This window comes from Pseudomonas sp. URIL14HWK12:I6 (assembly GCF_000514195.1).
Lineage (GTDB): Bacteria > Pseudomonadota > Gammaproteobacteria > Pseudomonadales > Pseudomonadaceae > Aquipseudomonas > Aquipseudomonas putida_A.
Window position 1 is genome coordinate 303,140 of record NZ_AZVL01000002.1, and the last position, 15,739, is coordinate 318,878.

Consider the following 15,739-nt stretch of genomic DNA (forward strand, 5'->3'; position numbering starts at 1 on the left):
TAAATTTGACTTCAAAGGCAGAAACACAGATTGATATCCGAGTGCAACCGTGCGTAGCGTTTCGGGTGATGTTGAGGGCGGTTTAGGCTAGAATGCACGGCCTCAAAGCACACCCCTTCCCGAGGCTGTCCCGAAGATGTTGATCCTGCGCGGCGCTCCTGCCCTTTCTGCCTTTCGCCACAGCAAACTCCTTGAGCAACTGAGCCAGAAGGTTCCAGCTGTCAGTGGCCTGTATGCTGAATTCGCTCACTTCGCCGAAGTCACCGGCGTCCTGACCGGCGACGAACAGCAGGTGCTTGCGCGCCTTCTGAAGTACGGCCCAAGCGTTCCGGTACAAGAGCCGACCGGTCGTCTGTTTCTGGTGTTGCCGCGTTTCGGCACCATCTCGCCATGGTCGAGCAAGGCCAGCGACATCGCCCGCAACTGCGGCCTGAGCAAGATCCAGCGCCTGGAACGCGGCATCGCGTTCTACGTGGCCGGCCAGTTCAGCGACGCCGAGGCCCAGCAAATCGCCGACGTGCTGCATGACCGCATGACCCAGATCGTTCTGGGCAATCTGGAGCAGGCCGCCGGTCTGTTCAGCCACGCCGAGCCGAAGCCGCTGACCGCGATCGACATTCTTGGTGGCGGCCGCGCCGCGCTGGAAAAGGCCAACACCGAGCTGGGCCTGGCCCTGGCCGAAGACGAGATCGATTATCTGGTCAACGCCTTCAACGGTCTCAAGCGCAACCCGCACGACATCGAACTGATGATGTTCGCCCAGGCCAACTCCGAGCACTGCCGCCACAAGATCTTCAACGCCAGTTGGGATATTGACGGCGAAAGCCAGGAAAAAAGCCTGTTCGGCATGATCAAGAACACCTATCAGATGCACAACGAAGGCGTGCTGTCCGCTTATAAGGACAACGCTTCGGTGATCGTCGGAAACGTCGCCGGCCGCTTCTTCCCGGATCCGGAAACCCGCCAGTACGGCGCGGTGCAGGAGCCGGTGCACATCCTGATGAAGGTCGAAACCCACAACCACCCGACCGCGATCGCCCCGTTCCCGGGTGCCTCCACCGGTTCCGGTGGCGAGATCCGCGACGAAGGTGCAACCGGTCGTGGCGCCAAGCCAAAGGCCGGCCTGACCGGTTTCACCGTGTCCAACCTGCAGATCCCGGGCTTCGAACAGCCGTGGGAAGTGCCGTACGGCAAGCCTGAGCGCATCGTTACCGCGCTGGACATCATGATCGAAGGCCCGCTGGGCGGCGCCGCATTCAACAACGAATTCGGTCGTCCGGCCCTGACTGGCTACTTCCGTACCTTCGAACAGTCGATCACCACCCCGCACGGTGACGAAGTTCGTGGCTACCACAAGCCGATCATGCTCGCCGGCGGCATGGGCAACATCCGCGAAGAACACGTCAAGAAAGGCGAGATTCTGGTCGGCTCCAAGCTGATCGTGCTTGGCGGCCCGGCAATGCTGATCGGTCTGGGCGGCGGTGCTGCGTCCTCGATGGCCACCGGCACCAGCTCGGCGGATCTCGACTTCGCTTCCGTACAGCGTGAAAACCCTGAGATGGAGCGTCGCTGCCAGGAAGTCATCGACCGTTGCTGGCAACTGGGCGACAAGAACCCGATCAGCTTCATCCACGACGTGGGTGCGGGCGGTCTGTCCAACGCCTTCCCGGAACTGGTCAACGACGGCGACCGTGGTGGCCGTTTCGAACTGCGCAACATTCCAAATGACGAGCCGGGCATGGCCCCGCACGAAATCTGGTCCAACGAATCTCAGGAACGTTACGTTCTGGCGGTCGGCCCGGCCGACTTCGAGCGCTTCAAGGCGATCTGCGAACGTGAGCGTTGCCCGTTTGCCGTGGTCGGCGAAGCCACTGCCGAGCCGCAGCTTACTGTCACGGATAGCCACTTCGGCAACAACCCGGTGGACATGCCGCTGGAAGTGTTGCTGGGCAAGGCGCCGCGCATGCACCGTTCGGTGGTTCGCGAAGCCGAGCTGGGCGACGATTTCGATCCGTCGAACCTCGACATCAGCGAATCCATCGAGCGCGTCCTGCATCACCCGGCCGTGGCGAGCAAAAGCTTCCTGATCACCATCGGCGACCGCACCATCACCGGCCTCGTGGCCCGTGACCAGATGGTTGGCCCATGGCAGGTACCGGTGGCCGACGTCGCCGTCACCGCCACCAGTTTCGACGTCTACACCGGTGAAGCGATGGCCATGGGCGAGCGCACTCCGCTGGCGCTGCTGGACGCTCCGGCGTCGGGCCGCATGGCCATCGGCGAAACCCTGACCAACATTGCCGCTTCGCGCATCAACAAGATCTCCGACATCAAACTGTCGGCGAATTGGATGTCCGCTGCCGGCCACCCGGGCGAAGACGCGCGTCTGTACGACACCGTGAAAGCGGTCGGCATGGAACTGTGCCCTGAGCTGGGCATCACCATTCCGGTGGGCAAGGACTCCATGTCCATGGCCACCCGCTGGAACGACAACGGCGAAGAAAAAACCGTGACCTCGCCGATGTCGCTGATCGTGACCGGTTTCGCCCCAGTGGCTGACATCCGTCAGACCCTGACCCCGGAACTGCGCATGGACAAGGGCACCACCGACCTGATCCTGATCGACCTCGGTCGCGGTCAGAACCGCATGGGTGCCTCGATCCTCGCACAGGTTCACGGCAAGCTCGGCAAACACGCGCCGGACGTTGATGACGCCGAAGACCTGAAGGCCTTCTTCGCGGTGATCCAGGGCCTCAACGCCGACGGTCACCTGCTGGCTTACCACGACCGTTCCGACGGTGGTCTGCTGACCTCCGTGGTGGAAATGGCGTTCGCCGGCCACTGCGGTCTGAGCCTGAACCTGGACAGCGTTGCCGAAAACTCGGCAGAAATCGCCGCAATCCTGTTCAACGAAGAACTGGGTGCGGTGATCCAGGTTCGTCAGGACGCCACGCCAGACATCCTCGCGCAGTTCAGCGCGGCCGGTCTGGGTGACTGCGTGTCGGTGATCGGTCAGCCTATCAACAACGGCCAGATCAACATCACCTTCAACGGTGACACGGTGTTCGAAGGCCAGCGTCGTCTGCTGCAACGTCAGTGGGCCGAGACCAGCTACCAGATCCAGCGTCTGCGCGATAACGCCGACTGCGCCGAGCAAGAATTCGACGCGCTGCTGGAAGAAGACAACCCGGGCCTGAGCGTCAAGCTGAGCTACGACGTCAACCAGGACATCGCCGCGCCTTACATCAAGAAAGGCATCCGCCCACAGGTTGCCGTGCTGCGTGAGCAGGGCGTCAACGGTCAGGTGGAAATGGCCGCAGCGTTCGACCGTGCCGGTTTCAACGCGATCGACGTGCACATGAGCGACATTCTCGCTGGCCGCGTCGACCTGAACGAGTTCAAAGGTCTGGTGGCCTGCGGTGGTTTCTCCTACGGCGACGTACTTGGCGCCGGTGAAGGCTGGGCCAAGTCGGCGCTGTTCAACAGCCGTGCCCGCGATGCGTTCCAGGGCTTCTTCGAGCGTAACGACAGCTTCACCCTCGGTGTGTGCAACGGTTGCCAGATGATGTCCAACCTGCACGAGCTGATCCCGGGCAGCGAGTTCTGGCCGCATTTCGTGCGCAACCGCTCCGAGCAGTTCGAAGCGCGCGTGGCGATGGTGCAGATCCAGGAGTCGAACTCGATCTTCCTGCAGGGCATGGCCGGTTCGCGTATGCCGATCGCCATCGCGCACGGTGAAGGCCATGCCGAGTTCTCCAGCGAAGAAGCCTTGCTGGAAGCCGATCTGTCCGGTTGCGTGGCGATGCGTTTCGTCGACAACCATGGCAAGGTCACTGAGTCGTATCCGGCCAACCCGAACGGTTCGCCGCGCGGGATTACCGGTCTCACCAGCCGTGATGGCCGTGTGACGATCATGATGCCGCACCCGGAGCGTGTGTTCCGTGCCGTGCAGAACTCGTGGCGTTCGGAGGACTGGAACGAGGACGCACCTTGGATGCGTATGTTCCGTAATGCACGCGTTTGGGTTAACTGATCGTCGTGTATAAGCTGGCGTTTTTTGTTCCTGACAGTCATGTCGAGGTGGTCAAAGGGGCTGTGTTCGCTGCCGGTGGTGGGCGGATCGGTGACTATGACCACTGTGCGTGGCAGGTGCTTGGTCTGGGCCAGTTTCGACCTTTGGACGGCAGTCAGCCGTTCATTGGTGAAACGGGACAGGTTGAGCGGGTTGAGGAATGGAAGGTTGAGCTTGTGGTTTGTGACGCTTTGATTGGTGATGTGGTGGCTGCTTTGAAGTTGAGCCACCCTTACGAGACGCCGGCTTATGAGGTGTGGCGGCTGGAGGATTTCTGATCTTTTTGCCGCTGGAACGGAAAACCCGCAGATGAGTGATTGTCTGCGGGTTTTTTGTTGGCTGCGATTTTCCGGGCAATGGGGTTCAATGTGGGAGCGAGCCTGCTCGCGAAGGCGTCGGATCAGGCGATGATGTTCTGACTGATCGGGTACATATCCGTTGCTGCGGTAACGGCTGCTTAGGGTTCCGCCCTTACGGCGGGTCACTTTTGACAAACGCCTCAAAAGTAACCAAAAACGCTTGCTCCTACGTTCGGCCCGCTCGCTGAGGCTCGGGTCCCTTCGCTCCGGTATTGATCCGGGCGCAGCGCCTCCGGTTTGCTTCGCTGCACCTCCTCTCGCTGTGTTTGGCTGCGCCAAACGGTCGCTGCGCTCCCACGCCCGGATCAATCCCTCCACTCAGCCTTCCGACGTCGCCCGTGGATCAAGATCAAGAGCGACAGCCGAGCTTGCGCTCATCCTGTTGAGTGGTGAGGAGCGAAGCGGGGCAGCGCCGTTTTTGCTTTTGCTTTTCTGTGGGAGCGAGCTTGCTCGCGAAGGCAATCTGACAGACAACCTAACTCTTGCAGATGCCCACAACCCCTGTGGGAGCCTGGCTTGCCAGCGATGGCGGCCTGACAGCCGACCAATTTCTATCTGATGCAGTACTCACCTGTAGGAGCTGCCGAAGGCTGCGATCTTTTGATCTTGCCTTTGATTGTGGAAAGCCAAAGTCAAAAGATCGCAGCCTTCGGCAGCTCCTACAGTGGGATGTTTTGTGTTTAAAAATGTGTGGAATCATAAGAACCTTCCCACAAGGTTTTCAGGTTGTCCCTCGGACGTCCGGTCTCTAGGCTTCGTCTGTCGCTGCCAATTCAGCGACCGGGCGTGAGATCCCCGGAATGCTTGCAACTAGCGCCAACACCACGATAATTGGCGCCAGCTCAATCTGCTGCCTGCTTTATGGCGGCTGTGTGCGGGCAGACTTCGGTCTGGCCGGTTGCCTGCTCCGGTGGATCTCACCCTGCACATAGCTGCCACCTCTTTGCCGCGTGAGATCCGGCGAAAGATGGCATCTTCACACGCCGTAGCAGGAGTTGAATTTTGGACAAACTGATCCCCGACCCACCCCACAAAGTCACACTTCCACCCGTCGACGCCATCCGGGTTGAAGACCTGACGAAAGACCGTGAAGCCATCAAGCGCGCTGTCGATTTCTACTTCACCCCGCAACCCGCTGAGGCGCATCAGCCCAGCACGATGTTCCTGGTCAACCCCAGCATCGACACAGAAACCCTGCTGGCCCACGCCTACGAATCGTTGGCCTGCGCCAGTGCCATGGCCAGCAACTTCGCCAGCGAACTCAGCGGCCTGCAACGCAGTACCGCACTGGCGATTCAGCAAATCGTCATGCTCGCCGAACTGGCGGTAAATCGAGCGCTGGATCGAGTCGATCCGCGAACCTGATTCATCGGATGATCATTGCAAACCGGCTCGTCCCGTCGCGGGTCTCATATCCTTTTTGGGGAATTGAGACCTCACGTGGGAGCGGGCCGTCGGCGATCAAGTTTTGGATTCAATGCTTAGGTTCGTCTTGATGATGACCAATCATCGGAAACCACCGCTTACCTGTAATTTCTGACAGTGGTGCGATTCGGCAAACTTCTGTCTGATGAGACTTCCATTCACAACAGGTAAGAAGGATTTTGCTATGTCTACTGAAAAAAACACTGTGCCGGTAATTACCTCCATGAAAGACAGCCAAAGCGAGGAGATTCCAAACGGCGGTACCACCTCCTCCACTGTTGTGCAGTCGAGCGGCTTGGCGTCTGCCGGCGATGAACTCCAGATTTTCGACGGTGCTACTTTGAAAGGGCGAGTTGTTGCTGACGCTGCAGGCAATTGGCACTTTATCTTGACGGCTTTGTCATTGGGGGTTCATTCGATCACGGCCAGAGGACGGGTCCTTCACTCCCAAGCACGTACGTTCACCGTCAAGGCTTAGTAAACACTTGATAAAAAGCCGCTGAGCTCCACAGCCCAGCGGCTTTCCGTTTATCAGTGAGGCTGTTGAGTTTCGCTGTGGGTTATACCTTGGCGCTGACCTCACTCCGGTTCACCAACGCCTCAATCGCCCCACTCAAACTCGCCGCTTTCTCGCCAATCAACAAATGCCACACCCCACCCTCCAGCGGGCTGACACCCTGGCAACCCAGCTCTTTCAACTGAGCCTCGGACAACGCTTTTCCATCGGCCAATTGCAGGCGAATACGGGTCAGGGCGATGCAGTCCAGCTGCAGCACATTGTCGCTACCGCCCAACGCCGTCAGCCATTGCTGGGCTTCCGGTGCAGCGACCATTGCAGCTTTCGGTTCCTCGACCACCACTGCAGGCGCAGCCACCAACGCACGCCCCAGCGCCGGCATGGCGAGGCGGATTTCGTCGGCGATGCTGTCGGCCAATGGCCCGACCACCACCTGTAAGCTGCCGCCCTTGCCCGGGCGAACCACGGCCATCGCACCCAGAGCCTTCAAGTCAGCATCGGATGCCTTGTTGCGATCGACCATTTCCAGGCGCAGACGAGTCGTGCAGGCGCCAACGGTGAGCAGGTTCTCGGCACCGCCCAAGGCCTTGATGTACGCAGCGGCACGTTCGTTTTCCGTAAGCACCGACTTCTCGGTGGCGGCCACGTCCTCACGCCCCGGCGTCTTCAGATTGAAGCGGCGGATACAGAAATCAAACACCGCGTAATACACCACGGCGTACGCCAGCCCGACCGGAATCACCAGCCAGCCATTGGTCGAACGCCCCCAACCCAGCACCATGTCGATGAAGCCGCCGGAGAAGGTGAAACCCAAATGGATGTCCAGCGCATTGGTGATCGCCATAGACAACCCGGTCAGCAGCGCATGCAGCAGATACAGCAGCGGGGCGAGGAACATGAAGGCGAATTCGATGGGCTCGGTCACGCCGGTAAGGAACGAAGTCAGGGCCATCGACAGGAAGATCCCGCCCATGACCTTGCGCCGCTCCGGCAGCGCGTTGCGGTACATCGCCAGGCACGCAGCAGGCAGGCCGAAGATCATCATCGGGAACATGCCGGTCATGAACTGGCCGCCCTTTGGATCGCCGGCGAAGTAGCGTGACAGGTCGCCGGTGACCAGTGCGCCGGTAGTCGGGTCGGTGAAGTTGCCGAACACGAACCACGCCATGTTGTTGAGGATGTGGTGCAGGCCGGTGACGATCAGCAGGCGGTTGAACACGCCGAACACGAACGCACCGATGCTGCCGCTTTCCATCATCAAGGCTCCGAAGCTGTTGATGCCATGCTGGATCGGCGGCCAGATGTAGCCGAATACCACGCCCAGCGCGACGGCGGCGAACCCGGTGACGATTGGCACGAAGCGCCGGCCGCCGAAGAATGCCAGGTACTCCGGCAGCTTGATGTCCTTGAAGCGGTTGTACAGCGCGCCGGCCATCAGGCCGCTGACAATCCCGGCGAGCATGCCCATGTTGATGCTCGGGTCGAGCACCTTGAGGGTGGAGATCATCACCAGGTAACCGATCACCCCGGCCAGGCCTGCGGTGCCGTTGTTGTCCTTGGCGAAACCGACAGCGATGCCGATGGCGAAGATCATTGCCAGGTTGGCGAAGATCACTTGCCCGGCATCGTGGATGATCGCGATGTTCAGCAGGTCGGTGTCACCCAGACGCAGCAGCAGGCCGGCAATCGGCAGGATCGCGATTGGCAGCATCAGCGCACGGCCGAGGCGTTGCAGGCCTTCGATGAAGAGTTGGTACATGGTGGTTCTCCCTGCTCTTTATAGAGAGCTTGTTGTTAGTGCAGAGGCCAATGCTGGTGGCAGGCGTGACGTACCGCAGCGGCGCTGTTGAGCTTCAACAGGTCGAGGCTGAGGCGTTGGCATTCGGCCTCGTGCAACTGGCGCACGCGATCCTTGATTTCACCGATCTGCACCGGGCTCACCGATAGTTCGGTCACGCCGAGGCCGATCAACACCGGCGTCGCCAGTGGGTCGGAGGCGAGGGCGCCGCACACGCCGACCCAGCGCTTGTGCACCGCCGCACCTGCGCAGGTCATGGCGATCAGCCGCAGCAGCGCCGGGTGCAGGGCATCGACCCGAGCGGCGAGGCCGGCGTGGTCGCGGTCCATGGCCAAGGTGTATTGCGACAGGTCGTTGGTGCCGATCGACAGGAAGTCGGCGTGCTCGGCCAGTTGTTCGGCTTGCAGCGCGGCGGCGGGGACTTCGATCATCACGCCGATTTCCGGGCGCTGATTAATGCCCAACTCCAGGCACAGCGCATCGACCCGTTGGCGGATGTGCAGCAGTTCGTCGACTTCGGTGACCATCGGCAACAGGATCCGGCAACGGCGTAGCGGGCTGACTTGCAGCAGTGCGCGCAGTTGCTGATCTAGGATTTCCGGACGGGCCTGGGCCAGACGAATGCCACGCAAGCCCAAGACCGGGTTGGCTTCGGCGGGCAGCGGCAGGTAGTCGAGTTGCTTGTCGCCGCCGACATCGATGGTGCGGATGATCACCGAGTGCTCGCCCATGGCATCGAGCACGGCTTGGTAGGCAGAGCGCTGTTCTTCGACGTCCGGCGCGGTCTGCCGGTCGACGAACAGGAACTCGGTGCGCAGCAGGCCAACGCCATCGGCACCGTTGGCAAATGCGTCTGCCGCTTCATGGCTGGAGGCGACATTGGCGACCACTTCGATCGCCACGCCATTGCGGGTTTCGGCGGGCAGATGCGCCTTGGCCTGTTGCGCATCGCGGCGTTGCTGACGCTCGATTTGCGCCTGTTGTACTTCGGCCAGGCGTTCGGTGCTCGGCGCCAGTTCGAGGCGGCCGCCATCGGCATCCAGCACCACCGACTGACCCTGTGCTTGATCGAGTAATGCGGCGCCCAGTGCAACCAGGCACGGCAGACCTTTGCCGCGCGCCAGAATCGCCACGTGCGAAGTCGCGCCGCCCTCGGCCATGCACAACCCGGCGACACCTTGCGCGCTGAGTTGCAGCAGATCCGACGGCGTCAGTTCATGCGCAGCGACGATGGCCCCGGCCGGCACTTCGTAATGCCAGGCTTCGCCAAGCAGGGCGCGCAGCACCCGTTGCTTGAGGTCGCGCAGGTCGTTGGCGCGTTCGGCCAGCAGCGCGCTGCCGGTGTGTTGCAGTACTTCGCACTGCAGGTCGATCGACTGGCTCCAGGCATGAGTCGCCGCCGTGCCTTGGTCGATGGAATGCTGCGCGGTGTCGAGCAGGGCCGGGTCTTCGAGCAATGCCAGATGCGCGGCGAAGATCGCTTCTTCGTCGGTGCTCTTGTGCTTTTTCGCTTGGGCGAGAGTAGCGTTGATTTCGCCGCGAACCTGATTCAGCGCGGCTTCAAGTTTCTGCAGTTGCTCAAGCGGAGCATGAGTGCCCGCATCTGCCGGCAGGCTGATCGCGTTCAGGCGAAACAGCGGCCCGCCGACCAGTCCCGGTGCGGCGCACACACCCTGCAATACGCCAGCCTCGGCGGGGCGTTTGCGCGGTGCGGCGTTGACCGGTGCAGCAGCGTGATGATCATCGGGCAGGGCGGTCGCCAAGGCATTGAGCAAGGCTTGCAGCGCGGCTTCGGCGTCCGGCCCCTGACAGCTGACCTGCACCTCATCCTGCTCGCCGATGGCCAGTCCCATCAGCCCGATCAGGCTGTTGCACGGCGCCGACTCACCAGCGAAGTGCAGCTGCGACTGGCTCTTGAAGCCTTGTGCGGTCTGCCGAATCAGTGCGGCAGGGCGCGCATGCAGACCGCCGCGATGAGCCACCAACACTTGCCCACGCACCTCAGGCCCGCCAGTTTCTTCAACATTCGCAGCCGCACCGTTGCGGGCAATAATGTGCAGCAACGGCTCGCCGACCTTCACCGCTTTGAGTGTGATCGGGCGCACCTGGAAATCCTGGCTGTTGGTCAGGATCAACAGGCTGACCAGGCTTTTGCACTGCTGGCCGACCTTGTCCAGGTCATAGCGCAACAACGGCTGGCCGTTGCTGACCCGCGTGCCTTCCTTGACCAGCATCGAGAAGCCTTCGCCGTTCAGTTCAACGGTATCGAGGCCCAGGTGCAGAAGGATTTCCGCGCCGTTGTCGGCGCGCACGGTCAGCGCGTGGCCGGTGCGGGCGACGTGGATGATCTCCCCGGCGCAGGGCGAATACAGGGTGTCATTCAGCGGGTCGATGGCGATGCCGTCACCCATCGCGCCGCTGGCGAACACCGCGTCCGGGACTTTGGCGAGCGTGAGCACCGGGCCGCTGAGCGGGGCGCTGAGGGTCAGCTCTTTATTGTTGTTGTGCATGGCTCGGTCTCATCAGGTGTGCAGTCATTCGGGCTTAGTGCGTACGGGTCACTTTGCTCAGGTGGCGCGGCTGATCCGGGTCCATGCCGCGGGCCACGGCGAGACCTGCGGCCATCACGTAGAAGCTCTGGATCGCCAGAATCGGATCGAGGGCCGGGTGTTCGGCGCGGCTCAGGGTCAGGTCGCGTTCGAGGATGTCGTCCGGCGCGGCCAGCAGCACGCGAGCGCCGCGTTGACGCATCTCTGCCGCAAGGCTGATCAGACCGGCCTGTTCGGCACCGCGCGGGGCGAACACCAGCAACGGGTAATGCTCGTCGATCAGCGCCATCGGGCCGTGACGGACTTCGGCACTGCTGAACGCTTCGGCCTGAATGGCCGAGGTTTCCTTGAATTTCAGCGCGGCCTCTTGGGCAATGGCAAAACCGGCGCCACGGCCGATGACCATCAGCCGTTCGCAATCTCGCAAGGCATCGATGGCCGCGCTCCAGTCCTGTTGCGCCGCGTCGCGCAGGCCTTCGGGTAGGGCGTTGTGCGCTTCCAGCAGTTCGCTGTCTTCTTTCCAGTGCGCGATCAGGCGGGCGCTGGCGCTCAGGGTGGCGATGAAACTCTTGGTCGCGGCGACGCTGCTTTCGATACCGGCGAGCAACGGCAGGCTGAATTCACACGCCGCTTCCAGTGGCGAATCGGCGGCATTGACCATCGATACGCTCAGTGCGCCGCGCTTGCGCAGCAGACGCAGACTGTTGACCAGATCCGGGCTCTGACCCGATTGCGAGAACGCGAACGCCACCTGACCGCTGACCTTCAGCGGCGCCTGCTGCATGGTCACCACCGACATCGGCAGCGACGCCACCGGCACCCCCAGTTGCTGCATGGTCAGGTAGGCGAAGTAGCTCGCCGCGTGGTCGGAGCTGCCGCGCGCAACGGTCATCGCCACTTGTGGCGGCTGACGGCGCAGGCGCCCGGCGATCTCGATCATCTGCGGGTCGAGCTGTTGCAGTTGGGCTTGCACGGCCTCGAACGAGGACAGCGCCTCTTCAAGCATTTTTGAAGTCAATGTCTTCTCCTTCGACCATGACGGCGGTCAGTGTGAGTGAGCGATCCAGCCGCACGCAGTCGGCCCAGGCACCCGGTTCGAGGCGCCCGCGTTCGTTGATGCCGAGGTAGTCGGCGGGGAATTGCGAAAGACGTTGCGAGGCCTCGGCGATCGGCAGTCCGATCTTCACCAGATTGCGCAGGGCCTGATCCATGGTCAGGGTGCTGCCGGCCAGCGTGCCGTCGGGCAGGCGCACGCCGCCCAGGCATTTGGTCACGGTGTGGCTGCCGAGCTTGTATTCACCGTCGGGCATGCCGGCGGCGGCGGTCGAATCGGTGACGCAGTACAGGCACGGGATCGAACGCAGGGCCACGCGGATCGCACCGGGATGCACGTGCAGCAAGTCCGGGATCAGTTCGGCGAATTTGGCGTGGGCCAGCGCGGCGCCGACGATCCCCGGTTCGCGGTGATGCAGCGGGCTCATGGCGTTGTACAAATGGGTGAAACTGGTGGCGCCGGCATCGAGGGCGGCAACGCCTTCCTCGTAGCTGCCGAGGGTGTGGCCAATCTGCATGCGGATGCCCCGGCTGCTCAGTTCACGAATCAATCCGTCGTGACCGGCGATTTCCGGGGCGATGGTGATCACCCGGATCGGCGCCAGCGCGAGGTATTCCTCGACCTCGGCCATCAACGCGGTGTGGGCGAAATTCGGTTGCGCGCCGAGTTTGCCGGGGTTGATGTACGGGCCTTCGAGATGCACACCGAGTACCCGGGCGGCACCTTGCGGACGCTGTTCGCAGAATTCGCCGACCTCTTTCAGCACGCTGGAGATCTCGGCACTCGGCGCGGTCATGGTGGTGGCCAGCAGCGAAGTGGTGCCGAAGCGCACGTGGGTGCGGGTGATGGTCTCGAAGGCACTGGCGCCTTCCATGATGTCTTTGCCACCACCGCCATGGACGTGCAGATCGATGAAACCCGGCAGCAGGTAGGGCAGATCATTGTCGGCCGGATCGCAGGGCACGCCTTCGATCGACACGACTTTGCCGTGTTCGTGGATCAGCCGGCCGCGAACCCAGCCGCTGGCGGTGAGGATGTTGTCTTCGGACATTTCGGTTCTCGCTTATGGCCGCTCTTAACGACGCAGCTCTGCAACAAAGTCGTAGTAGTCGTTGCGGCAATAGGTGTCGGTGACTTCGATCGGTGTGTTGTCTTCGAGGTAGCCGACCCGGGTCATCAGCAGCATGGCGGTGCCGGGGGCGATGCCGACCAGCGCGGCGAACTCGTCCGAGGCGTTGATCGCCTGGATGTGCTGCAGGGCGCGGACGATCGGTTTGCCGATGCCGTCGAGGTATTCGTAGAGCGAATCGCCGACCAGGTGCGGCTTGGGCATGATCGAGGCGGGCAGGGTGCTCATCTCGATGGCCATCACCGTGTCGTCGGCCTTGCGCAGGCGTTTCATGCGCGCGACCTTGTCGTTCGGCGACAGGCTCAGGCGGATCAGTTCTTCGTGAGTCGGCAGGGTGATTTCGCGTTCCAGCCACTGCGAGCTGGGGACAAAGCCCTTGAGGCGAAGCATTTCGCTGAAGCCCGAGAGGCGTGACAGCGGTTGTTCCAGACGGGGTGTGATGAAGGTGCCGGAACCTTGCAGGCGGCGGATCAGACCTTGATCGAGCAGCACTTCCAGCGCTTTGCGCGCGGTGACCCGGGAGATACCCAGTTGCTCGCTGAGGTTGCGCTCGGACGGCATCGCCTGCTCGGCCTTCCACTGCCCGGAATGGATCGCCGATTCCAGATTGCGCGCCAGCTGCAGGTACAGCGGCGTCGGCTGGGAGTCATCTGGGCGTAGGGCCTGGAGGTCGTTCATGTAGGTCATTTCCGACGCGAGTATAGGATTGTTGTGGCTCGCTTGTGGGGCGGAAATTAATACCACTTGAATACCATGTCAACGCGTCGAATCGGCCTGTAGGCCAATGAAATGGCGGGTTTTAGGGGATGTGGTTTTAAGTGGTATTAGTGGTGGGCTTTAAAAAGCAAAAGATCGCAGCCTGCGGCAGCTCCTACAGTGGGAAGTGGTATCAACCCTGTAGGAGCTGCCGCAGGCTGCGATCTTTTGATTTATTTTTTTGTGGGTGACCGGTGGTCGCTGATTAAGGGCGAATCTCGATCATCGTACCGTCCGGCACCAGACCCCAGACTTCGCGCATGTCCATGTTGCGCATGGCGATGCAGCCGTCGGTCCAGTCCAGGGTGTGGAACAGGTCTTCCGGGGTTTCTTCCGAATCCGGGGTGCCGTGGATCATGATCATCCCGCCAGGCTCGACGCCTTCGCGGCGGGCGCGGGCCGAGTCGCTGATGTTCGGGTAGGAGATGTGCATCGCCAGGTTGAATTTTTCACTGACCTTGCGCCAGTCGATCCAGTAGAAACCTTCGGGCGTGCGTTTGTCGCCTTCAATCAGTTTCGGTCCTTTTTTCGCGCCCTTGCCCAAGGAGATTCGATAGGTCTTGATCGGCTTGCCGTCGGCGATCAATTGCAGTTGATGAGCCGATTTGAGCACCAGGATTTTTTCGATCATCGGGGTATTCGACGGCGTCACGGTGGTCACGAATGACGCTTGGGACACGGTGACGAACGACAGGCAAAACAGGGCAAGCAACCAGCGCATTGAAACGATTCCCCAAGGAGTGACGCAGATATTTTATTTATAGAAGCTTTAGGTGATGGCAGGCTGCGTCAACGGCGGAATCGATTCGGAGCGAACCGGATAGCTTTCGGCGCGGCGATCAGCGAAGAAGCATTCTAAGGTACGCCCCACGGTGCGGAAAGCCAGCTCGTCCCACGGGATGTCGGCTTCGTCGAATAGTTGTACTTCGAGGCTTTCGGGCCCGGCAGCAAAGTCCAGATCGGCCAGTTCGGCGCGGAAAAATACGTGCACCTGGCTGATGTGCGGCACATCGATCAAGGTATAGATGCTCAGGTTGCGTACCCGGGCGCAGGCTTCCTCGGCGGTTTCGCGGATCGCGGCTTGCTCGATGGTTTCGCCGTTTTCCATGAAACCGGCGGGCAGCGTCCAGTAACCGAGGCGTGGCTCGATGGCGCGGCGGCAGAGCAGCACTTTACTGCCCCAGGTCGCGACGCAACCGGCGACGATATTGGGGTTTTGATAGTGAATGGTCTGACAGCTGTCACAGACAAATCGCAGCCGCGAATCGCCTTCGGGAATGCGCTGGGTCACCGGGTTGCCGCACTGGCTGCAAAATTTCATGCTGGGGTTCCTGAATGCTGCGCCTATCTTGGCGTGCAGCGGTGCCGGTCGGCAAGTTGTCGTTTCGCGACATGGCCCGGTCAGGGGCTTGGGCGGCTGCAATGATTGGTGCATGATGCAGGGTAAGGCACAGATCGAGAACACTCATGCTGGACGAGCTACTGCATAGGGTAAGCAACCACACACCGCGCACGCTGGAGACCGATAAACGTTTCCCCGAGGCCGCTGTTCTGGTGCCGATCACCCGCAGTGACGAACCCGAGCTGGTGCTGACCCTGCGCGCCAGCGGCCTCTCGACCCATGGCGGCGAGGTGGCCTTTCCCGGCGGTCGCCGCGACCCGGAAGACCCCGATCTGATCTTCACCGCTCTGCGCGAAGCCGAGGAAGAAATCGGCCTGCCACCGGGGCTGGTCGAGGTGATCGGCCCGCTCAGCCCGCTGATCTCCCTGCACGGCATCAAGGTCACGCCGTATGTCGGGGTGATCCCGGACTTCGTCGAATACCAGGCCAACGATGCCGAGATCGCAGCGGTGTTCAACGTGCCGCTGGAGTTTTTCCGCAAAGATCCGCGCGAACACACGCACCGTATCGATTACCAGGGCCGTAGTTGGTATGTGCCGAGTTATCGCTACGGCGAATTCAAGATCTGGGGTTTGACCGCTATCATGATCGTCGAACTGATCAATCTGCTCTATGACGAACAGATCAGCCTGCATCATCCGCCCAAAAGCTATATCAACACCTGAAGCCATCGCTCGA

At 61.5% G+C, this 15,739-nt stretch carries 12 protein-coding genes; 5 read left to right on the top strand and 7 right to left on the bottom strand.

Annotated elements, in window-relative coordinates; all coding sequences use genetic code 11:
• The first annotated feature begins 136 nt into the window (after positions 1-136).
• The 4 genes from purL to H043_RS0105060 all read left to right on the top strand — a co-directional run bounded on the left by purL (position 137) and on the right by H043_RS0105060 (position 6,334).
• Positions 137-4,033: a phosphoribosylformylglycinamidine synthase gene (gene purL / locus H043_RS0105045; RefSeq protein WP_027610956.1), complete on the top strand. Its 3,897-nt coding sequence runs from the start codon at positions 137-139 to the stop codon at positions 4,031-4,033.
• Between the two features lie 5 nt (positions 4,034-4,038).
• On the top strand, positions 4,039-4,350 hold the full coding sequence (locus tag H043_RS0105050) for a YqfO family protein (protein WP_027610957.1): 312 nt from the start codon (positions 4,039-4,041) through the stop codon (positions 4,348-4,350).
• Positions 4,351-5,433: 1,083 nt separating this feature from the next.
• Positions 5,434-5,796: a DUF6124 family protein gene (locus H043_RS0105055; RefSeq protein ID WP_027610958.1), complete on the top strand. Its 363-nt coding sequence runs from the start codon at positions 5,434-5,436 to the stop codon at positions 5,794-5,796.
• Between the two features lie 244 nt (positions 5,797-6,040).
• Positions 6,041-6,334 carry a hypothetical protein gene (locus H043_RS0105060; protein WP_027610959.1) on the top strand — a complete coding sequence of 98 codons (294 nt, stop codon included), beginning with the start codon at positions 6,041-6,043 and terminating at the stop codon, positions 6,332-6,334.
• Between the two features lie 82 nt (positions 6,335-6,416).
• Here H043_RS0105060 and nagE read toward each other — a convergent pair whose 3' ends face one another.
• The 7 genes from nagE to H043_RS0105095 form a co-directional block, all read right to left on the bottom strand.
• Positions 6,417-8,132 carry an N-acetylglucosamine-specific PTS transporter subunit IIBC gene (gene nagE / locus H043_RS0105065; RefSeq protein ID WP_027610960.1) on the bottom strand — a complete coding sequence of 572 codons (1,716 nt, stop codon included), beginning with the start codon at positions 8,130-8,132 and terminating at the stop codon, positions 6,417-6,419.
• Positions 8,133-8,167: 35 nt separating this feature from the next.
• Positions 8,168-10,681 carry a phosphoenolpyruvate--protein phosphotransferase gene (gene ptsP / locus H043_RS0105070; protein WP_027610961.1) on the bottom strand — a complete coding sequence of 838 codons (2,514 nt, stop codon included), beginning with the start codon at positions 10,679-10,681 and terminating at the stop codon, positions 8,168-8,170.
• Positions 10,682-10,715: 34 nt separating this feature from the next.
• Positions 10,716-11,738: an SIS domain-containing protein gene (locus H043_RS0105075; protein ID WP_027610962.1), complete on the bottom strand. Its 1,023-nt coding sequence runs from the start codon at positions 11,736-11,738 to the stop codon at positions 10,716-10,718.
• A complete protein-coding gene (gene nagA, locus H043_RS0105080) occupies positions 11,719-12,825 on the bottom strand; it encodes an N-acetylglucosamine-6-phosphate deacetylase (RefSeq protein WP_027610963.1) in 1,107 nt (368 codons plus the stop codon). Before nagA ends, H043_RS0105075 begins: the two co-directional genes overlap by 20 nt.
• Positions 12,826-12,849: 24 nt before the next feature.
• Complete coding sequence (locus H043_RS0105085; RefSeq protein WP_161794889.1) at positions 12,850-13,590, bottom strand: GntR family transcriptional regulator; 741 nt, start codon at positions 13,588-13,590, stop codon at positions 12,850-12,852.
• A gap of 274 nt (positions 13,591-13,864) precedes the next feature.
• The gene (locus tag H043_RS0105090; RefSeq protein ID WP_027610965.1) at positions 13,865-14,380 is read right to left on the bottom strand and encodes a murein L,D-transpeptidase family protein; all 516 of its coding nucleotides are present in this window, start codon (positions 14,378-14,380) and stop codon (positions 13,865-13,867) included.
• Between the two features lie 48 nt (positions 14,381-14,428).
• A complete protein-coding gene (locus tag H043_RS0105095) occupies positions 14,429-14,980 on the bottom strand; it encodes an NUDIX hydrolase (protein ID WP_027610966.1) in 552 nt (183 codons plus the stop codon).
• A 146-nt stretch (positions 14,981-15,126) separates the two neighbouring features.
• On the opposite strand from H043_RS0105095, the gene H043_RS0105100 reads away from it, so the two are divergent.
• Entirely contained in the window at positions 15,127-15,726 is a 600-nt protein-coding gene (locus H043_RS0105100) for a CoA pyrophosphatase (RefSeq protein ID WP_007967803.1), read from the top strand.
• Positions 15,727-15,739: the final 13 nt, after the last annotated feature.